This window comes from Streptantibioticus silvisoli (genome assembly GCF_027947535.2).
In the GTDB taxonomy this organism is placed as follows: Bacteria; Actinomycetota; Actinomycetes; order Streptomycetales; family Streptomycetaceae; genus Streptantibioticus_C; species Streptantibioticus_C silvisoli.
The window spans coordinates 163,505-183,775 of sequence record NZ_JAAGKO020000006.1 but is presented as its reverse complement, the minus strand read 5'-3'; the positions used below and the strand labels follow the sequence as shown (position 1 = coordinate 183,775).

Here is a 20,271-nt window from a genome sequence, read left to right as displayed (position 1 = left end):
CACCGATCGAGGACGCGAAGGCCGGGCGGTGGGACGGCGTTTCGCTGTCCCACCGCCCGGCAGGCGGTTGTCGTCGGGGCGTCGCATCCCCGGCCCGGACCGCCACGGCGGCGATCCGGACCGGGGAACTCTCGCGGGAGTCCAGCAGCTACGCGCCGGGCTGGGACCACGTCTGGGCGGGGGTCGCGTTGCAGTCGTACAGTGCGACCTGGGTGCCGTCGGTGGTGGAGGCGGCGGGATCGTCCAGGCAGCGGCCGGACGACGGGTTGCGGTAGCCGTTGTCGTAGGGCTGCCACTGCTGGTTGGCGCCGCCGTTGCAGTCCCACAGTTCGACCTTGGTGCCGTTGGCCGTGCCGCCGCCGGTGGTGTCCAGGCACTTGCCGAGCGAGGTCAGGGTGCCGTCGGAGTTGAGGGTCCAGGACTGGGCGGCGGTGGTGTTGCAGCCCCAGATCTGCACAGCAGTGCCGTTGGTGCCGGAGCCGCCGTTGACGTCCAGGCACTTGCCCGCGATGCCGGAGCTGACGCGGCCGGGGGCGGCGCCCGTGGTGCGCGAGGCCACCTTGAACCTCTGGTTGGCGGTGTCGTTGGGGAACCACTGGTCGTACTGCGTCCCCGCGGTGTTGCTGCCCGCCGGGTCGTCCAGGGCCTGCCCGCTGTTGCGGTTGTAGAAGGACCAGGTGCCGTCGGAGTTCGCGACCGGCTTCCACTGGTCGTTGCCCGCGGAGGTGCCGCCGGCCGGCCACTGCACGATCAGGGCGCCGGATTTGCCGGAGGCCGCGTTGACGTTGAGGAGTTGGCCGCTACGGCTGTTCTTGATCTCGTAGTAGCCGTTGCTCTGCGGGACGAAGGACCACGAGGCGCCCGTGTCCCCGGTGTCGGCGTTCTGCACGATCGGCGCCGAGTTGGCGGTGGAGTCGTTCTGCACGCCGAGCGACAGCCCGCTGGCGGCACTCTGGATCTCGTACGTGCCGGAGAACGGGGAGGCGGCTTCGCTGGGCAGTACCTGGAACAGCCCGACCATGCCGTTCATCTCGAAGGCGTCGGGGTTGGAGTCGTTGGTCGGCTCGGTCCAGTCGTTCCAGGTGAGGTCGGCGCTGTTGCGTTCGTTCCAGGCCTGGGCCGCGTTGGAACGCATCCAGGCGTCGTAGCGGCCGCACAGGTCGGCGTCGGTGCAGAAGTCGCTGATGCCCTTGAACAGCCAGTACTGGTAGGAACTGCCGCGGGTCTGGTTGTTGGCCACGATCGGCACGTCGTTGAGGAAGTGGTCCGCGGTGCGCTGGGCGTCGTCGTGGTACTCGCTGTTGCCGGTGACCCGGTAGAGGTTGTCGGCGGCCTCGATCCACGACCCGGCGTTGTACGCGTTGTCGGACGCCTGGAGGGTGGTGGTGCCGCTCTTGCCGTTCGGGAAGGCGACGCACTCGTTGACCACGCCGGTGGAGGTGTTGACGACGTGGCCGCGCATCCAGTCGTAGATCTGCTCCGCCTTGGTGAGGTAGGAGCCGTCACCGGTGATCTCGTACAGTTCGACACCGGTGCTGATCATGGGGTCGTTGCTGAGCGCGCACTTGCTGTAGTCCGTGTCGTTCTCCCAGATGCCGCCGCCCCCGTCGCCGGTCCAGCCCCGGTTGTAGGTCTGGTTCCACTGGTCGGTGGCCACGTTCAGCCAGTTCGCGTCGCCGGTGTCCTGGTAGCCGCTGATCGTCGCGGTGATCATCCACGCGATGTCGTCGTTCCAGCCGTCCCACGACGTCCATGTGGTGCCGTCGTCGGTGAGGAAGGTGTTGACCAGATCGCTGACCCGTTGCCGGTCGGCCGGCGCGTGCGTGCGCAGGTAGACGTCCTGGGCGACCTCGATGTCCAGCGCCGCGATCCAGGTGCCGGCCCGCTCGGTTCCGGTGCTCTTCAGCTCGTCGGTGTAGTAGGTCCCGGTGCTGCCGCCGGTCACCAGGAAGGCGTTGTTCCATGCCTGGAAGACGGTGTCGGGGGACGGCAGCGGGGTGTCGGCCTGCGCCACCGGGGACAGCAGCAGGCCCGCCGCGCCGAGCAGCAGCGTCATACCCCCCGCTACCAGGGTCTTGAGTCGTCTCATGGTCGGAACCGTTCTGCTCGATGGGACGTGCGGGATACCTCGTGCGGGTCACGCGCCGCCCCTGCCGGACAGCGCCTGGACCATGGCGTCCTGCCCGACCTGCGGGCAGGCGGCGCCATGCGTCGGGCGGGACTCAGTACCACTGCTGGTTGGCAGTGCCGTTGCAGTCCCACAGCTCCAGTTGGGTGCCGTCGGTGGTGGAACCGGCCGGGTCGTCCAGGCAGCGGCCGGAGACGGGGTTGCGGTAGCCGCCGCGGTAGGGCTGCCACTGCTGGTTGGCGCCGCCGTTGCAGTCCCACAGTTCGACCTTGGTGCCGTTGGCGGTGCCGAGGGCGGTGGCGTCCAGGCACTTGCCCAGGACCGTCAGGCTGCCCGCGGAGTTCGTCGTCCACTGCTGGGCCGAGGTGTTGTTGCAGCCCCAGATCTGGACCGCGGTACCGTCCGCGGCGGAACCGGTGTTGGCGTCCAGGCACTTGCCGGCGACGCCGGACTGCACGGCGGCGGTGACGGGGGCCGGCGGTTGTATCCAGCCCGCAGCGGCTGCGGCCTGGATGCCCTTGTTCCAGGCGTCGGCCATCTTCTGGTACCCGCCGTCGTTCGGGTGCAGCGCGTCGAAGAGGTCGGCGGTGGTCAGGGCGCTCATGTCGACCAGGGACACGTGCTCGCCGGCCCCCTGCTTCGACTGGACCATGCCGGCCACGGCCGCGTTGAAAGCCGGCTCGGCCGGCGCGACCACCGTGTTCGTGGAGACGATCAGATTGGCGACCAGTACGGTCGCGGTCGGGTCGTCACTCACGATCTGGTCCACCAGCGCGCTGAGCCGGTCCGGTGCGGTGGACACCTGGTAGTTCTGCCCGAGGTCGTTGGTACCGATCATCAAGGTCACGACGTTCGGTTTGTACCTGGCCAGCGACGAGTCCGCGATCCCGGCGATCTGATCGATCCGCCACCCGGAGTGGCCCTCGTTGTCCGGATCGGACATCGTGCCGCCCCGGCCCGACCCGACGAAGTCCACCGGGTATCCCTCGCCGGTCAGCTCGTCGTCGAGCGGCCCGCGGTAGCCGTTTCCGGTGGTGCTCTGGTACCCCCACGTGATCGAGTCGCCCATCGGTTCCACTCGCAGCGGGGTCTGCGCCGCCGTCGCTGCGACCGACGCCGTCCGATTCAGGGAGGGCCGTGCGTCGGCGGCGTGCGCCGACGGCTGCATGCCGATCGCCAGGGCAAGTCCTGCTACTGAGGCCATGACTGCCCCAGCTCTCGCTAACCGCATCATGATGGGTCCGGCTTTCTCGTCGGTGGGCTCTTGACCGGGCACAGCACCGCACGGTGCTCGCCGGCAGACCCGAGGGGGTGCCGGCTTGTCCACCGGCGTGTTCGTGAGGAGCGGATGGGCCGGCTTGTCCACCGGCGCGTTCGTGGCGAGCGGATGGCGGGTGCGGGTGACGTGAGGACGGCTGGCCCGCGTTGTCCGCCTGGCCCCGGTCGGGGTGCGGGATGATCCCGCACCCGGACCGGGTGACTGTTGGTCCGGCGGACACCACCGTCCGCACCGGAACCGTTCATCGTCTCCTGGCGCCGTGAGGCTCAGGTACGGGACCGGTTCCGGTTGCCGGTCCCGATGCAACGCAGGATCTCCAGCGGGGCGTTGTCGGCGTACGTCCACGACTCCGGCGCGGTCCCGGCGGTGGTACCGCCGCCACTGATCGCACCGCTACCGTCGAACGTCCGCCCGCTCCGGATGCCGTCCACCGTCAAGGCCGTCGTGGACGCGGCACGAGCCTCCGGAGCCGCGACCACCGCCAGTGGCGCGGTCGGCAACGCAAGCACCAACAGCGGAGCGGATCTCAGTCTTCGTCGCACGACAAACCAACCTCACCTCGGAAGCGGCGGTTCGGAGAGTGCCCCGGATGACACGCGTCGTCCCCGCACCCATCCGGGGGGAAATCTGTTCAGTAGTGTGAGGTCGTGTTGATTGGAGGGTCAAGAGCAAAGCCGAAAGAAACAAACTCACACATCTTGCAAAGGATTGCGTCTTCGCTATCAGCGATCGGAAGAGACGCCGGCCGGGGTGGAACAGAATTGATTCCCGCAGGTGACGGCCGGACAGGACGTGCCGCGACACCACCGCTCCGAAGGACACTTCAACGGCGCGGCGCCGCCCCGGAGGTCGTCACGGAGGCTTGGCCGCCTGGGGGCAGGCCGCGTTCGCCGAACGGCGCACGGCCGGGGCATCCGATATCGGCGTCACCGGCATGAGCGGCCAGGAGCCCATGCGGCTTCGGGAGGCGCCGGTGCACATGATCGAGGGGTACGCCCGGCACGACGGCCGCGCCGGCAACCCGTGATCGATCGGCGCCGTCAACCGCCGATCACACTACGGCGTGCAGAAAAGCGGGCGGTGCGGAAGCGAGGGCGCACGCGCCGACAGGTCCGGGCCGGACGGGTGGACAACGCACGAAGCCTCTGGCGGCGCGGCTGATCCCGGTCACGACCACACCCGTACCGGCACTCGCGCCGTCATCCCTTCGGGCCGGTGCGCCCGGTGGCGCCCGGTGGGTGGTTGCGGCGGCCGACCGGGTTCGCCGCCCCGGGGCGGCGGAGCCGTAACCACCGCGCCGGCGGACGGACAGGCGCGAACCTCCCCCTCAGCGGCGGCCGGTGGCGAGGACGACGAGGAACTGGCCGCCGCCCGGCTCGACGCCGGCGGTCACGGGCAGCTCCGGTACCAGTCGGGAGAACCGGTCGACCAGCCAATCGGCCGCCGCCTGGGCGTCCTTGCGGGTGGGACAGCGGCCGACCGTCTCACGGCCGCCCTTGCGCTCCAGCCGCGCGGCGACGGCGGCGAGCGGTGCGGGTTCGACCACGTACAGGTGGTCGGGCCAGCCGATGACCACTTTGACCGCGCCCTTGCGGGTGTTGCACCCGCGGTGCGCGAGCCGCTCGGCGATCTTGGCCTTGCGGTCGGCGGTGCGGCTGTCGACGCTGGGCCCGCGCGGGTCGTTCACCGATTCGTCGGGGTCGACCGGTTCGTCGCACACCCAGCAGCGCCAGCCGTCGCGCTCGGCCACATCATCAAGGAGACTCACTCGCACAACCTAGCCCGCCCGGCCCCCGTCCCGCTCGCCAGCCCCCGCCGACGGCCGGCCAGCGCCGGCGCTTTCGGGCGCGCACCCCCGCATCCACGGCGGTCGGCCCGGGCGCCACGACAGCGGTGAGCAGCTCGTGGAACGGGTTGCGTCCCACGGTCGCGCTCCGACCAGCATCTTCAACCCAGCGGTTGACAACACTCGGGATCAGCGTAGCGTGGTCCTCAACCCAGCGGTTGACAACAGGTGAGGGGACGCCAGTGGCCGAGGAGCAGCTCTCCCGGGCGTTCACCGCGCTCGCCGATCCGACCAGGCGGGACATCGTGGCCCGGCTGTCGCTCGGTGACGCGACGCCCGGCCAGTTGGCCGAGCCGTTCACGATGTCGCTCCAGGCGGTGTCCAAGCACCTGAAGGTGCTGGAGGAGGCCGGGCTGATCAGCCGGACCCGCGACGCACAGCGCCGACCGTGCCATCTGGAGACGGCCGTGCTCGACGAGATGACCGCCTGGGTCGACCGCTACCGGCGCAACGCCGAGGAACGGTTCCGCCGCCTGGACGCCGTGCTGGCGACCCTGGACGCGGACCCGCAGCAGGAAGACGAAGACGAGCAGGGCGAAGGAGTCGCATCACCATGACCACCGACCGACCGGTCCGCGAGACCGCCATCGAGGCCGACCCCCGGCTGCCGACCATCCGCATCACCCGCGAGTTCGACGCACCCGTCCCGCAGGTCTACCGCGCCTGGACCGAACCCGGGCTCGTCGGACAGTGGCTCGGCCCCAAGGACCTCACCACCACGTTCGACCACTGGGACCTGCGCACCGGCGGCAGCTACCGCTACCGCCAACTGCGCGACGGGCGGGAAGTCGCCTCCTTCTACGGCTCCTTCCACGAGGCGCGCCCCGCTGAGCGCCTCGTCCAGACCTTCACCTACGACGGCGTCCCGGACGGCGTCAGCCTCGACACCGTGACGTTCGAGGACCTCGGGGACGGCCGCACCCGCGTCACCGTCCTCGGGATCGTCGAGAGCCTGGCCGCCCGCGACATGATCCTGGCCAGCGGCATGGACCGCGGCGTCACCGAGGGCTACGAGCAGTTGGACGCGGTGCTGCGCACCCTCGGCTGACCGCTGCGCCGAACGCCACTGCCACCGCATCTCCCCTGTCCCCGTCTCGGCCCGGGCCGCCCGGACACGAACGGGCGGTCCTCCGGTTCGTGCGGCGGGCTACCCGGGCAGGCGCAGGATCTGCCGGAGAGCGCGGTGGATCTCCGAGTACCGGTCGGTGCCGGCGTTGTGCCGGCCGAAAACGTCGTCGGGTTCGATCGCTCCGCCGAGCGTGCGCAGTTCGCCGAGGGCCTCGGTCAGCAGCGCCCGGCTCTCCTGCTCGGACTGCCAGGGGGCGCCGCCGGGGGCGGTGGCCAGCGCACGCCAGTTCGGGGACTTGACCAGACGGGCGCGGATCTCGGTGAGCAGCAGGTCGAGCCAGGAGGGCTGGCCGAAGGTGAGGTTGAGTGCCAGGGAGGTCTCCGACGACGAGGTCGCGTGCCACTCGCCGCGCGGCATGAACAGCAGGGAGCCCGCGGTCAGTTCCACCTCTTCGAGCACCGGCGGGTCGACGTCCACCGTGCCGCCGGTCCAGTAGGAGGCCAGCTCGTCGGGGAGGTAGGGGGCTTCGAACGCGTCGTAGTGCTGGACCGCGTTCACCACGTGGGTGTTGGGCCCCACGCGCCACGTCTTGCGGCCGCCGAGCTGGAGGACGAAGTTGCAGTAGGCGTCGAAGTGCGGTTCGAGGCCGGCGCCGCCCTCGCCCGAGTAGAGGATGGCCTTGGCCAGCGTCCCCTCCGGCAGGCCGAGTTCGGTGCGGAGCCGGCCGACCAGCCGGCGTATGCGCGGCAGGTACATGTCGGCGAAGTCCATCTCGAGGTTGGCGCCCTTGTGCAGCCAGTCCAGCGCCTCCTCGTGCGGCACGAGCATCCGCTCCGACAGGCCTTCCGCCTCCTCGGTCACCGCGTCCCCGTAGACCATGATCGGGCCCCGGTAGCGTTCGAGCGCCTGCTCCACGTCCGTGCCGATCTCGGCCACGCCGGGAATGGCGGTCAGCCGTTCGAGCGGACCGTGCGACACGTGGTGGACGCCCTGCCAGTGCTTGTCGAAGAACTCGCCGACCGTCAGCGGGTCGATGAGCCGGGCGAGGTCCGACGGGTGCGTGGTCATCCGGTGCTTCCTTCCAGGCGGGTGACGATTCCGGCTTCGAGCGATTCCACGAGGAGTTCCTCGACGCCGACGAGTTTCACGTCGGCGGCCCGGACCGCCTCGCCGAGGGTGCGCCGGCCGTCCAGGGCCATGACGACCCGCCGCCAGTCGTCGCTGTCCGGCAGGGGCAGGACGTATTCGACGGTGCCGTTGACGGCGACGTACCACTCGTCGTCGGTGTGCAGCGGCGTCAGCGCCATGACGTCCGGGGCGAGGGTGTAGACCGCGCTCTCGACGACGGGGGAACCGCCCGCGCCGGGTGAGGGGACCGGCTCCGCGCGCCGCAGCGCCACCGGCGCCCCGTCCGCCCCGGGGCGCAGCCGCAGCGCGCCGGGGGACCCGGCGAGCTTGTCCAGCAGCGCCATGTTGACCAGCCGGGCGAAGAACTCGAAGTTGCCGAGCCTCGGATCCGCCTCGAAGTCCGAGAGCGTGCGGCGCATGGCGGCCGTATCGAGGTACTCCTGCGCGCCGGGCCCGGACATGGCGTGCTCGAAGAGCGCGGCGTGGTCGGCGCGCAGCGCGTCGAGCATGGCCTGGTGGGCGGCGTGGCGCTTCGGCCCGTAGAAGAACGGCACCTTCGGGCGGTCGGCGAACCTCTCCGGCAGCCACTCGCGCGCGGACTGCCTGAGGATGCGCTTGTCCCACAGCAGTTCGGCCCGCAGCGGCTGCGGGACGGCCATGCACAGCTCCACCAGGCGGTGGTCGAGGAAGGGCACCCGGTTCTCGACCCCGTTGCCGGAGGCGGTCCGGTCCTCGTGCCAGCAGTTGTACGTCTGGAGGTCGCGGGACTTGCCCGCGACGTAGGTCTCCCACACGCCCGCGCCGCGCGGGTGGGCGGCGGGGGTCAGCAGGCGCCGGTTGAAGTGCTCGTTCCACACCGTGACCGGCAGCCCGGCGTCGAGCGCGGCCCGCCCCTCGGCCAGGTACCCGAGGCCGTCCAGGTTCGCATCCCAGTCCGTGCCGAACAGCGTGGTGTAGCCCCCGTTGAACTCGTCGCTGCCCTGACCGGTGAGCATCACCTTCAGGCCGGGACGGGTCTGCTTGGCGTAGCGGTGCAACTGGAACTTGAAGAACTGCTCCGGGCTGAGCAGCGGCGTCTCGCACAGCTTGAGCAGCTCCAGGTAGGAATCGGCGGTGACCTCGCAGCCGGGGCCGGTGAAGTCCACCTGGTGGTGGGGCAGGCCCAGCGACGCCGCCGCCTCCTGCGCGAAGTAGGCGTCGCCGTTGGCCAGCGTGCTGTCGCTGCACACGGAGAAGCAGTGGATTGCGTTGTCCTGCCGGGCGGCGATGGCGGCGATGACCGTGGAGTCGACACCGCCGCTCAGGAAGCAGCCGATCTCGACGTCGCTCATGAGGGAGTCGGTGACGGCTTCCTGGAGCAGCTCCCGGTAGGCCGCGGTCCACTCCCGGGCCGACCACTGCTGCGTCCCGTGCCGCTCGCGGAATGCCTCGGCCGCCTCCCCCAGCCGCCAGTACTCCTCCAGGCGCAGGGCTCCGGTGGCGAGGTCGAACCGCAGGACGTGCGCGGCCGGCAGTTGGCTGATGTCGGTGAAGTACGACGGCGGCGGGCCGGCCGGGGCGGCGATGTGGCCGTTGATCGCGGGGTCCGCCAGGGCTGTGACCCAGTCGAACCCCGGCGCGCGGCCGGCTCCCGGAGCGGCGAGCAGCGCCTTGATCTCCGAGGCGAAGACCAGGCGTCCGCCACGGCTGGAGTAGAACAGCGGCTTGATCCCGAGCCGGTCGCGCAGGAGGTAGACCGCCTGTTCGCGGCGGTCGACGACGACGGCCGCGTACATGCCGCGGAGCGCCTTCAGCCCGCTGATCCCCGTGCTCTCGTACCGGGCGAGCACCGCTTCGGTGTCGGACCGCCCCTGCCAGCGGTAGCCGGGGCGTACGCCGGCGCGCAACTGCTCGTGGTTGAAGATCTCGCCGTTGACCAGGACGGTGATCATGCCGTCCGCGCTGCTGAACGGCTGCTGCCCGCCGGGCGGGTCGACGATCGCCAGGCGGCTGAAGGCGACCGCACACGTGGCGTCGTACACCGCACGGGTGCCGTCCGGGCCCCGGTGGGTCAGGGTCGCGATCATGGTGTCGACGTCCGCCCGGTCGGCCGGGGTGACGGTCAGGCCGTTCCGTACGGCCATGCCGGCGATTCCGCACATCAGTCGTTCCCTCCCAGCGATCCGACCATGTCCTGGGCCTGCACCGTGCCCGTCCGCTCGTCGCCCCGGCGGGTGCGGTCGACCACCGACACGACGCCGGCCGCGAACAGGACCGCGCACACCAGGCAGACGATCTCGAAGCCGTCGCGGGACAGCGCCTGGGCCCGGGCGCCCTGCATCAGCGGGGCGAACACCACGGACGCCAGCCCGATGGAGACGAACTGCGCGCTCTGGAAGACGCTCATGTAGCTGCCGGTGTCCTGCTCGGGAGCGGCCTCCATGGCGATCTTGCTCTGGCCCGGGACAGCGGCCGCCACGCCGAGCCCGAGCAGCAGCAGGGCCGCGCACACACCGGTGAGGGTGTCCGACCAGAAGGCCATGACGACGGCGGACACGGTCAGGCTGAGGAAGCCCACGCGCACCATCCGCTGCGGGGACCGGTCGGCGAAGCTGCCGGCCGTACCGCCGGCGAAGGTGACCACGAGGGCGTCGAGCAGCAGCACGACGCCGACCTTGACGGTGGACCAGCCGTCGACGGCCAGCAGGGCGAGCGGCAGGAACATACCGATGGCGTTGACCGGGAAGTACAGCAGCAGGCCGCGCAGCGAGGTGAAGAAGAAGGCCCTGTTCTGCAGCAGTCCGCTCGGCAGGTACCGGTTTTGCGCCGGGGTGCGGCGCTCACGGACCCAGAACGTGGCGGTCGCGGCCACCGCGACGGCCACGGCGCCGAAGCGTGCCAGGCCGCCGGTCAGGACGACGGCCTGCCAGGCGGCGACCGCGACGCCCAGAATGCAGGTGCCGGCGACCGGCAGCGGGCTCGGGGAGGCGTTCCGGTTCCCGGCGCCGGGCTCGCCGGTGCGGCCGGGCAGCAGGGCGAGCGCCGCGGCACCGGCCAGCGCGCCGACGCCGAGGACGATCCAGTAGACCGCCCGCCACGAGGTGTGCTCCAGCAGGAAACCGCCCAGGGCCGGGCTGCCGAGCTGCGCGGCCGCCAGCACGGCGCCCTGCCAGCCGAAGGCCCAGCCCACCCGGTCGGACGGGAGCATGGCCCGGATCAGTACCGCCTGGGCACTGACCACGATCGCGTCGGCCAGTCCCTGAAGGGCCGGACTGACCAGGTACAGCTGCCAGTTGGTGGCGAGTGCCCCGATGACCGCCGAGACGGCGAACACCGCGATGCCGCACACGAACTGGGTACGGGGTGCGACCCGCTCGGTGACCCGGCCGAAGAGCGGCAGCGTCACACCGAATACCGTCCAGAACAGCAGGTTGCGCCATTGCAGGTCGGTGTAGGAGATGTGGAAGCCGCGCACCATGGCGGCCGAGGCGAGCAGCACCATGGGAAGGCTGGCCACGCTGGCGAACACGCCGCCGGCGACGACCGTCACCAGCAGCCGGTTGCGCGCTCCGACCTTGGGGCCCGACGTCAGGAGCATTCCAGGCTGATTTCGTCTGTGATGGGCAGGCCGTTGTCGGCCACCCGCGGGATGGAGGGCTTGATCTTCCTCGACAGCGCGACCGCGTCGGGCACCACGGACGTGATCCGGAAGCCGAGCCGCTGGTAGAAGGTGAGGGCGGCGATGTTGTCGTTCGTCGTGGTGACGGTCACGCGCCGCCATCCCTCGCCGTCGGCACGCTGGCGCAGCGCGGCCACCAGAGCGCCGCCCATGCCCTGCATCGGCTCCAGGGCGTCGAGCGACATGATCTCGCACGCGCCGTCCGCGACACGGTAGGTCAGCAGACCCGCGTCCCGCCCGTCGGACGAGGCGATCAGGGCCGGGCAGGTCAGCAGGTCGGTGGCCTGTCCGGTCAACACCATCACCGGGCTCCCCCAGCGCTCGGTCAACACCTCGCGGATCCACGGGAGATCGGCCGCCCCTGCCTCACGGACGGCCGGCTCCACGCGTTGACCGGGGTCCGCGGTGGCGGGCGCGGGCTGCTCGCGGGGCCGGGCGCTGAGGATCTCGTGCGTCGCGTCGCGGCTCAGCCGCGCGTCGATGCCGATCCTGCGGGCGTGCAGCTCCACGACAGCGTCGAAGAACTCCTCGACGTCCTCCTGCTCGATGCCGAGGAAGAAGCAGGCCGAGAAGTCCCGCCGGGCGAACTGGTCGGTCCGCACGGTCAGTTCACCGTCCGCGAGGGTCGCGGAGGTCCGGTCGTGCAGCAGGCGGCGCCCCCGCATGAACTCCTCGGCGAAGGCGGGCAGGTTTCCCGGGCCGTGGTCCGACACGAACTGGCCGTACCAGCCCGCGTCCTCGTACTGCCGGTTCAGCCACCCGGCCAGGGACCGCGGGTCGATCCCCGTCTTCCTGGCGAGGGCGACCAGGGCGATCACGTAGTTGATGATCGTGGTCCGGCGTTCCTCAGCCAATTCGGCGAGCGGTATCCCGGGGGATTCGACCGGCTTTCCAGCTGTCCCTTTCCCCTGCGTTTCCTGTGAGTCCGTCATGCGGTGTCGCCCGGCGCGACGACACGCACCGCGCCCTCGTCGAGGAGTTCGGTCATCAGGCGCAGCGCGTCCGGCAGGCACTGGTCCGCGGGGACGTCGTATTCGTCGGTGATGTAAGCGACGATCTGCGCCACGGTCTTCTTGCCGTCGAGCTGGAGGTACATGTCCGCCGCTACGGAGTTCAGCCCCAGACCGGGTTCGATGATGATGCCCTTGACGTACTTGCGGGCCGGCCGCTCGGGGAGCGGTTCCAGGATCGTCGTCTCGTCGGGAGTCGTCACTGCTCGTCCTTACTGTAGCGGCTTGCGGGCCGTTATCATCCACAGGGTCGGCTCGTCGATTGCGACGGCCGCCTCCAGAATGTCGAGCGGCTCACCGGATTCCAGATAATCCATGATGTCCTCGTCGGTGAGCTCCAGGCTCGCCACCGATTCCGGGACGATCCCCGCCTGCGCGAAAAGGTCGGCCGCGACAGCCTCGTCCAGGCTCTCCTTATAGGCCTTGTCGATGATCCGGAAGTATTCCTCCTCCGGAATGATTTCGGCAAAGGCCGCAGCGGTTAGCGCGGAGACCGGACGGACGTCGATGACGGCCATGAGTCCCCCGGGGCGCAGGATCCGGTAGCACTCGGCCAGGGCTTTCGCCGGCTCCGCCCAGTGGTGCATGCAGGTGTACGAGGCCAGCAGGTCGAAGCTCTGCGATGCGCACGGGATGTCGTGGACGTCGCCGAGCGCGAAGGAGATCCGCTGCTCCAGGCCGGTGCCGCGCACGGTCTCGTCGGCCAGTTCGAGCATCGCGGGGTTGATGTCGAGGGCGTACACGTCGCCCTCGGTCAGCCTCGCCAGCTCCACCGCGAGGTGCCCCGGCCCGGTGCCGATGTCGGCGACGCGCCCCCCGGTGCGCCCGTACAGGCGGGTGAGCTGCGCTGCGATCAGCTGGTACACATACAGCTGATACTTTTCATACAGGGCCTTGCACGCGATGCAATCGTCCCGCGTCATCATGTCGGCAGCGAACTCCCCCGATTTCGGACGGCGCGGATCCCGGCGGTCCGCAACCGATTCGGGCGGATCCGGAGCCGGACCGTGAAGTGCAACCCCTGCAACAAAAACTGCGTGCTCCATACGACGTCGCTTCCACCGCGGCAAGCCGCGGTGGAAGCGACGACTCCGGAATCCGGAGTCATATATCAGTGGCCACCGAGAACGGTAGCCTGACGAACCTCGACAACGCGCGGGGCAACGTACTTCTTCATGAGTACACACCTCAATTCTATCGCCGAGCCCTATGAGTGTTGCGTGCGCATCACTCAGGGACCGGACACTATCGAGCCGTTGGCAGGGCGTCAATGAACCTTTCAAAAAATCGAGGCCGGTTTTTGCGCACGATTGATGCTCTATGTCACATTTCGCAAAGCTACCCGGGCGCACTCCTGACAATGAGCACTCCGGGTGCCGCACACCGGCCGCACGGAGTGGAGAGCAATTCGGCGGCACGGCCGAGCCGATTCGTATCTCCGCAGTGATCGAATGGCGTCGCTGGTCAATGACCGACCCGAATAAGTTACCTACCGGTCAGAATGCGAATGCGGTCGCGGAAGGGTGGTCGGCGTTCTCCCGCGGTGCGGAGGGGGCGGTGTTCGGCGGCCGGGCACCTCGCCGGTGGGGCGGTGTTCGGCGGCGGGGGTGGCGTTTGGCGGCGAGTCGGCGGCAGCGGGGGCGGGGCGGACGGATCCGGCGGCGGGGGCGGCGGGTCGGCCGGGGCCCGCCCCGGCACCGCTACTCCACGCCGGCGGCCAGGTGACGGGCAGCGCCCACGACCGCGTCGCCCGCCGCTGCGCCGCACAGCCGGCCCTGCGGATCGACAGCGTGCCGGCGGTGGTCGGCTACCGCCTGGCTCCGCAAACGCCGGCCCCCGGCGCGGCGGAGGACCGCCACCTCGCCTGCACCCATGTCATCGAGCACGCGGCCGAGTTCGGCATCGACGCGGACCGGATCGGGCTGGCCGGCCGGCGCGAGCGGCGGCGGCGCGTCCGCTGCCGTCACCGCGCTCATGGCCCGCGACCGTGGCGATCGCCGCGGCACTCACGAAGACCTTCGAGCACACCTGGCACGACTACCTGCGCCGCAACCTCCACAGCTGAGGCGATACCCCGACCGATCGGCGCCCGCGCGAGGCCGGTCAACTCCACGACCGTACGAGCCGGCCCGGCGCCCACGGCTTCCTTGCGGGCCGCCGCCTTGGCAGGCCGGTCTCGCGACCGCGGCGGGCCGTCCCGTTGCGTCAGTGCCCCCTGCGCACCCGGGCGGCCTTGCGGGCCTCCGCCATCGTGCGTGCCTCCGCGGCCTTGCGGGATTCCTTCGGCGGGCGGCCCGCGCGGGTGCCGAGCCCCCGGAACGCCGCGTTGCCGGGCTTCGCCCTGTCCTGCACCGGCGGGCGTTTCGCGCCGGTGATGCTGGTCAGCTTCTCCTCGCCGGAGCGCACCTCGGTGACCGTGGGCCGGATACCGGCGTCCGACATCATCCGGTTCACGTCTCGGCGCTGGCCGGGCGTGACCAGCGTGACCACGCTGCCGGACTCCCCGGCACGCGCGGTGCGTCCGCCGCGGTGGAGGTAGTCCTTGGGGTCGAGGGGCGGATCCACGTTGACGACGAGGTCCAGGTGCTCGATGTGGATGCCACGGGCGGCGACGTTGGTGGCCACCAGCACCGTGATCCCGCCGTCCTTGAACCGGGCCAGCGTGTGCGTGCGCTGCGGCTGCGACTTCCCGCTGTGCAGAGCACCGGCCTGGATACCGCTGTCGCGCAGGTGGCGGGTGAACTGGTCCACGGCGTGCTTGGTGTCCAGGAACATCAGCACCCGCCCGTCCCGGGCCGCGATCTCGGTGGCGGTCGCGTACTTGTCGGAGGAATGGACGTTCAGGACGTGGTGCTCCATCGTCGTGACGGAGGCCTCCGCCCGGTCGACGGAGGCGAACACCGGCTCACTCAGATACTGCCTGACCAGTTGATCGACGTTGCGGTCGAGCGTCGCGGAGAACAGCATGCGCTGCCCGCCGGGGGGCATCTGGTCCAAGGTCTCCGAGACCTGCGGCAGGAAACCCATGTCGCACATCTGGTCCGCCTCGTCGAGCACCGCGATCCGCACCCGGTCCAGGTGGCAGTCCCGCCGGGCGACGAGGTCGGCCAGCCGTCCCGGCGTAGCCACCACGACCTCGGCACCCGCGCGCAGCGACGCCGCCTGGCGGCCGATCGCCAGCCCGCCGACCACGGTCGCCGAGCGGAGCCCGAGCGCCTCCGCGTAGGGGGTCAGCGCCTCGCTCACCTGCTGCGCGAGTTCCCTCGTCGGCACCAGGACCAGCGCGAGGGGGCGCTTCGGTTCGGCACGCCGGCCGGCCGTGCGGGCGAGCAGTGCGAGCCCGAAGGCGAGGGTCTTGCCCGAGCCGGTCCGCGCGCGGCCGAGGATGTCCCGGCCGGCCAGCGCGCTCGGCAGGGTGGCCGCCTGGATCGGGAAGGGCTCCCGTACACCGAGTGCGGCCAGCACCCCCGTCAGCTCGGCCGGCAGTTCCAGCTCCGCGAACGACCCGGCCGGCGGCAGGCCGGGCGCCACCGTCGCCGGCACCGAGAGCTCGCCCCGCGGGGCCCTCCCCTGGCCGGCCCTGCCGGGTCCGGAGCGGCCGGCGGCCGGCTGCTTCGCGTTCATGGGGGTACCTCCTCGGTCCGGCGCCCCGAACGGACCTGGGCCCGTACCTTTGTCCGGCACGGGCCCAGGCTGTCTGCAAGCGTGACTCGACCTTACCAGCGCAAGCCTCACCCGGGCCGCCCCGCGACCGGGGACGGAGGCGTAGCAGCGTGGTCACGGCGGGGTCGGACGGACGACGGAAGCACGGGGTGCCGGCGCGAGCGGGGGCGTTCCGGCAGAGCAGCAGTACGGCCGCGGTGCCGCCGTACGGTCCCCTCGCGAGCGGGGGCGTCCCGTTCGCCGAGACGGTCGGCGACGGCGACGGTTGGAGGTCAGCGCTGCGGTGCGGTGCGGTGCAGGATGCCCTGCCGCGTCAGGCGCCGCACGGCCTCGCGCAGACACCGATCGCGGCCCCGCACTCGTTTGCCGGTGTCCGTAGCGGAGAGGTGCCGCGTCGAACGTGCGCAAGCAATCCCCGTGTCCTGAATGGATTCCTCCGCGCATCAACTTCCTTACTCACAAGTCCAGTTGCTGGCTATCTTGACCTTCCCACTGCGACGCAGGGCACCCCCGCCGCCCGGCGCCCCGGTCTGACGGAGGCCGCATGACCAAGAACGTCAGCAGCTCGCAGGCAATGACGACAGCACTCAACATGGCTGCCGACCTGGTGCGCTGGTTCCGTACCGAACACGCCCTCATGCCGATCGTCGTCCTGACGGCGGAGACACCACCGTGCGCGGAGGAACCCGGGGCGGAGCAGACCGGTTGCCCCACTCCTGCCGTTGGGCAAGGAGGGGCCGGAGCAGCAACGGGGACGGCGGCGGGGCCGGACAGGCGGATAGAGGAACTGATCCATGCGATGCACAGGCGCCACCTCGCTGGCGGACTGATCTGCTACCCCGCGAAGGACCGCCTCGACCTGTCCGCACCGAGGTGCGGGCCGACCGAGGACGAAGCGGTGGTGACGGGCGAGCGCCGCCAGCAGTACGAGAGGGCGTTCCATCTGCTGGACGAGTTGACCAATCCGGACAACTGGGGGGCGACCGACCTGCCGCGCTCCCGGAAACCGTCCTTCCCCCGCAGCAACCTCATCAAGGCGATCGAGGAGGCGTCAAAGGCGTCGACGCAGAGGGCCGTGGAGGAAGCCGCGCAGGAGCCTGTCCAGGAACCTCTGCGGAACAACACGCCGAAGGCCGATCGAGCAAGGATCGCCTGGCTCCGCCAACACCGTTGGCGGAGCCAGTTGCAGTGGGAGAACTCACGGCTGGGGATAGAGCTCAAACCGCTCCTCGACATCGGGGGCATCTTCAGCACCTTGGTGCTCCTGGCACTGACCGGGTACCTGGGCGGCAGGTTGCATCTGCTGCTGGTCGTGCTCTCCGCGGTGTTCCTGGTGGTCGTGCTCTACCGGCTGGCTCCCTACCTGCGGCCGCAGCTGCTCTGGTTGAGCCGGATCAACCGCTGGTTCTCCAGGAACACCTTCCTCGCCACCGAGCAGATCACCACTCAGATGTGGTCCTGGTGGAATCCGCGCGCTTCCGGGCGGGTGATGACCAAGCGTGCCCAGGAACTGGCGAACGAGTTCGCCAGGGTCTCCCCCGAATCGACCGGCACCGGTGACGGCGGTCAGCCATCCGGGACCATCCAACCGGACGCTGCCGGCTCCGCAGGTGCCGACGCAGCCCCTGCCGTGCGGTCGGAACCGGCGGGCAGGGGGCAGTCAGCGTGCGAGGAGGGCGAGAAGGACAACGAGAGCAGGCTGTACCTGCTCCAGTTCCGCACCCTGGCGCTGCTGGAAGACCTGCGGGCGCTCTACCTGCCGCGCCGGATCGACCTGCGCCGCCTCAAGCGACCGACGCCTCCCATCCTCTTCCTGCCGAGGGCAACGGTCGCGGACGGGCACGCTGCGCTGCTCGGGGCGATCAACGACGTACGCAGCCGCCGCAGCGAGGTGGACCCGTTGCTGGTGTTCGCCGGCATGGCCCCGGACGACCTGGAAGGCCTGAACACGGCGCATCCGTGGGATCCCGACCGCATGCCGTCGGACCACTTCGACGAGGAACGTTTCAGAACGTGGATCAGCGGGCTGCGGCTGGGGCAGTCGCCGAAGGGACGCCCCTGGGTGTTGAAGCGCGCCATGGAGAACAACCTCTTCACCTCGCCGGCCACCGAGAAGCTCAGGAACCCCCGGGAGCCGAAGCGTCGCCTCTGGCTCAGGCTGTGGTCGCTCCCGACCCTCATAGCACTCCTCGCGGCCGCTCTCGGCCTGTTCGTCTGGGGCGGGGTGAGCTACCAGGACCATCACTGCGGGAGCGACCGCTGGCTGTGGTTCGGCAGCCACGACCTGCATCGCGTCAAGGACGTGACGGGCAACGGCAGGGAGTGCATCGGGGTGACGAGTGCGGCCTATCCGTTCGACACCACCGGGTTCCGGCTCGACGGCACGACGGCGGACAACCCCGGCACCGGGATGGGCCACGACGTCACCCTGAGCACACTGGAGCAGTGGATCACCGCGTCCAACGGGTCGATCGGCAACAGCCCGCACATCACCGTGGTCTACGCGGGCCCGCTGTCGATCTGGCAGGGGCAGCAGGCATCCCAGATGCGCAATGGGCTGGAGGAACTGGCCGGTGTCTACCTCGCACAGAACTACGCCAACACCGGCGCGTCGGACGGCCCGAAAGTGAAGGTGCTCCTGGGGAACGGCGGCCAGGAACTGCGCCGCCAGTACCTGATGGCGCAGCAGGTCGTCGCCATGGCCAAGAAGGACCCCACGATCGTCGCGGTCGTCGGTCTGGGACGGGACACCGACGACAGCGACGCCACCGTCAAACTGCTCCAGCGCCAGGGCCTCGCGGTCGTGGACACCACCAACTCCTCACCGAAGCTGAGTTCCAACCTGAACTACTTCGGCCTGGCCTCGACCGACACGGAGGAGGCCAACGCTCTGGTCCACCAACTACTGAAGGACAGCGGGAAGAACAGCCTCAAGAAGGCGTACGTGGTGGCACGTGCCCCCGCGGGGACGGACGACCGGTACAGCCAGCAGCAGAAGTCGACGGCCACCGCCGCTCTGAAGGCGGCCGGCTACCAGGTGGTACCGCTCCCGTACCCGGCGGGTGCCGACATCTCATTCGCCGGGACGACCGACCAGATATGCGACGGCACCGCGAGCGTGGTCTACCTGGCCGGGCGCTCGGAGGACGTATCGGCGCTGCTCAGCGACATCACCGGGGACTCCAAATGCAAGAACAGAAAATTCTCCCTGTTGTCCGGGGACGACCTGACCAAGCTCGACTTCGTCCTCGACAACGTGTTCGTCCCCAAAGGCGTGACTGTGTACTTCGCAGCCCTCGCCGATCCGCTCCTCACCGGGGGGCGTTCGGTCCTGGTGAACAGCGTGCAGCTCGTTCCCCAGCTGAGCAGGGAGAGCGGCATGCCACCCGGGTCGGCGGACTCCGCAGCTCCGAACCCTTCGCCCTCCAGGACGTCCACGGCGTCCACGTCGACGACGCCGGCCGAGGCGCAGAGCATCCTCGACCAGCAGATGTTCGACGACGGCACACTGGCCATGGCGTTCGAGGCGATCGAAGCCGTCCAGGACGCGGCCGACGTCTCCGACGCGGTGCACAGCGGCTACCGGCCCTCGGTCCTGGCCGGGTTGGACAGGATTCACTTGTCCAACCAGCCCGGCGGCCTGGTCGAGTTCTCCCATTCGACGACGCCCGGGGGGACCGATCACGGCATCGTGGTGAACAAGGTGACCGAGCAGAGCGGTCAACCGAAGGCGGTCTGCGCCACTCCGGCGGGTACGTCTGCGGAGGCCATGCGAACGGCGGCCGAAGCGGCGAAGAATGCGGGGAATGCGGGGAAGAAGTCCTCGGGTGAGGATACTTTGCCGCTCTGCACCATGCTGTCGTTCTAGTCTTCCGAGTCAGGAATTCTGTTCAGATGTGTAGCGTCGCGGGGTGGTGCGTGCTGGGCGGCTGAAGGCCGAGTTGATCTTGCCGGACGAGGAGCGGGCGGCGCCGGAGGGACAAGTGCGGCGCCGCTCCGCGCCGCAGGCGTGGGCCCTGCGGCGCCGGATCATCCTGGTCCGCGTGACGGGTGCGTCGGACAAGGATGTGGCCGCCCAGCTCGGTCCGGCGCCGAATGCGGTGGGCCGATTCGGACCAGCTCGCCCATAACTCCCACCGGCTGCTGACTGCTGCGGTCGGCCCTGGAGCTCACCCCGGCCAACAGCGGGACACGCCAACCCTCTGCGCGATCGCGTTCTACCGCTACGAGTTCCGTGGCGACCACAGCCATGATCACGCCCCTCGCCCCACCGGCCGGAAACCCACCGGCGGCCATTGCTACCCGGCACTCCCAAGCGTGGTGGCCCCCGCTCTGCTGCGCGGCTCCGACCACCGCGTCCTGCTCACTCCCCCGCCCCCTCATCAACGACGGCCGCGCTGCGTGCCGCTGAGACTGGCCGGTTCGAGCCCTGTTCCGCTTCACGTACCTGGTGCATCGTTAGTCGGTCGCGATCGTGCAGTCTTCGACTC

Annotated in this window: 14 protein-coding genes and 1 pseudogene; 5 read left to right on the top strand and 10 right to left on the bottom strand. The window is 70.1% G+C overall.

Annotation, left to right across the window (positions count from 1 at the left end; all coding sequences use genetic code 11):
• Positions 1-148 precede the first annotated feature (148 nt).
• Both POF43_RS06755 and POF43_RS06750 read right to left on the bottom strand, forming a co-directional pair.
• Entirely contained in the window at positions 149-2,089 is a 1,941-nt protein-coding gene (locus POF43_RS06755; protein ID WP_372515872.1) for an RICIN domain-containing protein, read from the bottom strand.
• Between the two features lie 133 nt (positions 2,090-2,222).
• Positions 2,223-3,197, bottom strand: a complete 975-nt coding sequence (locus tag POF43_RS06750; RefSeq protein ID WP_308217725.1) for a ricin-type beta-trefoil lectin domain protein — start codon at positions 3,195-3,197, stop codon at positions 2,223-2,225.
• Positions 3,198-4,269: 1,072 nt separating this feature from the next.
• On the opposite strand from POF43_RS06750, the gene POF43_RS06745 reads away from it, so the two are divergent.
• Positions 4,270-4,434, top strand: a complete 165-nt coding sequence (locus POF43_RS06745; protein ID WP_308217724.1) for a hypothetical protein — start codon at positions 4,270-4,272, stop codon at positions 4,432-4,434.
• 300 nt (positions 4,435-4,734) lie between these two features.
• On the opposite strand, the gene POF43_RS06740 is transcribed toward POF43_RS06745, so the two are convergent.
• Positions 4,735-5,175 (bottom strand): hypothetical protein, encoded by a 441-nt coding sequence (locus POF43_RS06740; protein ID WP_271316464.1) that lies wholly within the window; start codon positions 5,173-5,175, stop codon positions 4,735-4,737.
• A 260-nt stretch (positions 5,176-5,435) separates the two neighbouring features.
• On the opposite strand from POF43_RS06740, the gene POF43_RS06735 reads away from it, so the two are divergent.
• Together POF43_RS06735 and POF43_RS06730 are read left to right on the top strand one after the other, a co-directional pair.
• Positions 5,436-5,810, top strand: a complete 375-nt coding sequence (locus POF43_RS06735) for an ArsR/SmtB family transcription factor (protein ID WP_271315903.1) — start codon at positions 5,436-5,438, stop codon at positions 5,808-5,810.
• Positions 5,807-6,301: an SRPBCC family protein gene (locus POF43_RS06730; protein WP_271315904.1), complete on the top strand. Its 495-nt coding sequence runs from the start codon at positions 5,807-5,809 to the stop codon at positions 6,299-6,301. The genes POF43_RS06735 and POF43_RS06730 overlap by 4 nt, the downstream gene beginning before the upstream one ends.
• 99 nt (positions 6,302-6,400) lie before the next feature.
• On the opposite strand, the gene POF43_RS06725 is transcribed toward POF43_RS06730, so the two are convergent.
• The 6 genes from POF43_RS06725 to POF43_RS06700 form a co-directional block, all read right to left on the bottom strand.
• Positions 6,401-7,390, bottom strand: a complete 990-nt coding sequence (locus tag POF43_RS06725; RefSeq protein WP_271324236.1) for a JmjC domain-containing protein — start codon at positions 7,388-7,390, stop codon at positions 6,401-6,403.
• On the bottom strand, positions 7,387-9,591 hold the full coding sequence (gene asnB / locus POF43_RS06720; protein ID WP_271324235.1) for an asparagine synthase (glutamine-hydrolyzing): 2,205 nt from the start codon (positions 9,589-9,591) through the stop codon (positions 7,387-7,389). The genes POF43_RS06725 and asnB overlap by 4 nt, the downstream gene beginning before the upstream one ends.
• Positions 9,591-11,027: an MFS transporter gene (locus tag POF43_RS06715; RefSeq protein WP_271324234.1), complete on the bottom strand. Its 1,437-nt coding sequence runs from the start codon at positions 11,025-11,027 to the stop codon at positions 9,591-9,593. The genes asnB and POF43_RS06715 overlap by 1 nt, the downstream gene beginning before the upstream one ends.
• Positions 11,018-11,962, bottom strand: coding sequence for a GNAT family N-acetyltransferase (locus POF43_RS06710; protein ID WP_271315908.1), 945 nt, complete (start codon positions 11,960-11,962; stop codon positions 11,018-11,020). Before POF43_RS06710 ends, POF43_RS06715 begins: the two co-directional genes overlap by 10 nt.
• Before the next feature lie 74 nt (positions 11,963-12,036).
• Positions 12,037-12,321 carry a PqqD family protein gene (locus POF43_RS06705; protein ID WP_271315909.1) on the bottom strand — a complete coding sequence of 95 codons (285 nt, stop codon included), beginning with the start codon at positions 12,319-12,321 and terminating at the stop codon, positions 12,037-12,039.
• A gap of 9 nt (positions 12,322-12,330) precedes the next feature.
• Positions 12,331-13,164 carry a class I SAM-dependent methyltransferase gene (locus tag POF43_RS06700; RefSeq protein ID WP_282704458.1) on the bottom strand — a complete coding sequence of 278 codons (834 nt, stop codon included), beginning with the start codon at positions 13,162-13,164 and terminating at the stop codon, positions 12,331-12,333.
• Positions 13,165-13,641: 477 nt separating this feature from the next.
• Between POF43_RS06700 and POF43_RS35110 the strand changes: the two are divergent.
• Positions 13,642-13,989: pseudogene (locus POF43_RS35110) on the top strand (hypothetical protein); the annotation flags it as partial.
• Positions 13,990-14,323: 334 nt separating this feature from the next.
• Here the strand turns inward: POF43_RS35110 and POF43_RS06690 are convergent.
• A complete protein-coding gene (locus tag POF43_RS06690) occupies positions 14,324-15,742 on the bottom strand; it encodes a DEAD/DEAH box helicase (protein ID WP_271324714.1) in 1,419 nt (472 codons plus the stop codon).
• 838 nt (positions 15,743-16,580) lie between these two features.
• On the opposite strand from POF43_RS06690, the gene POF43_RS06685 reads away from it, so the two are divergent.
• Entirely contained in the window at positions 16,581-19,649 is a 3,069-nt protein-coding gene (locus POF43_RS06685) for an ABC transporter substrate-binding protein (RefSeq protein ID WP_282704457.1), read from the top strand.
• The last annotated feature ends 622 nt before the right edge of the window (positions 19,650-20,271 follow it).

Bases quoted from the DNA above. Each gene is read 5' to 3' on its own strand.
- POF43_RS06725 (WP_271324236.1), bottom strand. From the start codon at position 7,390: ATGACCACGCACCCGTCGGACCTCGCCCGGCTCATCGACCCGCTGACG.
- POF43_RS06730 (WP_271315904.1), top strand. From the start codon at position 5,807: ATGACCACCGACCGACCGGTCCGCGAGACCGCCATCGAGGCCGACCCC.
- POF43_RS06700 (WP_282704458.1), bottom strand. From the start codon at position 13,164: ATGGAGCACGCAGTTTTTGTTGCAGGGGTTGCACTTCACGGTCCGGCT.
- POF43_RS06750 (WP_308217725.1), bottom strand. From the start codon at position 3,197: ATGGGCGACTCGATCACGTGGGGGTACCAGAGCACCACCGGAAACGGC.
- POF43_RS06685 (WP_282704457.1), top strand. From the start codon at position 16,581: ATGCACAGGCGCCACCTCGCTGGCGGACTGATCTGCTACCCCGCGAAG.
- POF43_RS06690 (WP_271324714.1), bottom strand. From the start codon at position 15,742: ATGAACGCGAAGCAGCCGGCCGCCGGCCGCTCCGGACCCGGCAGGGCC.
- POF43_RS06755 (WP_372515872.1), bottom strand. From the start codon at position 2,089: ATGAGACGACTCAAGACCCTGGTAGCGGGGGGTATGACGCTGCTGCTC.
- POF43_RS06715 (WP_271324234.1), bottom strand. From the start codon at position 11,027: ATGCTCCTGACGTCGGGCCCCAAGGTCGGAGCGCGCAACCGGCTGCTG.
- asnB (WP_271324235.1), bottom strand. From the start codon at position 9,591: ATGTGCGGAATCGCCGGCATGGCCGTACGGAACGGCCTGACCGTCACC.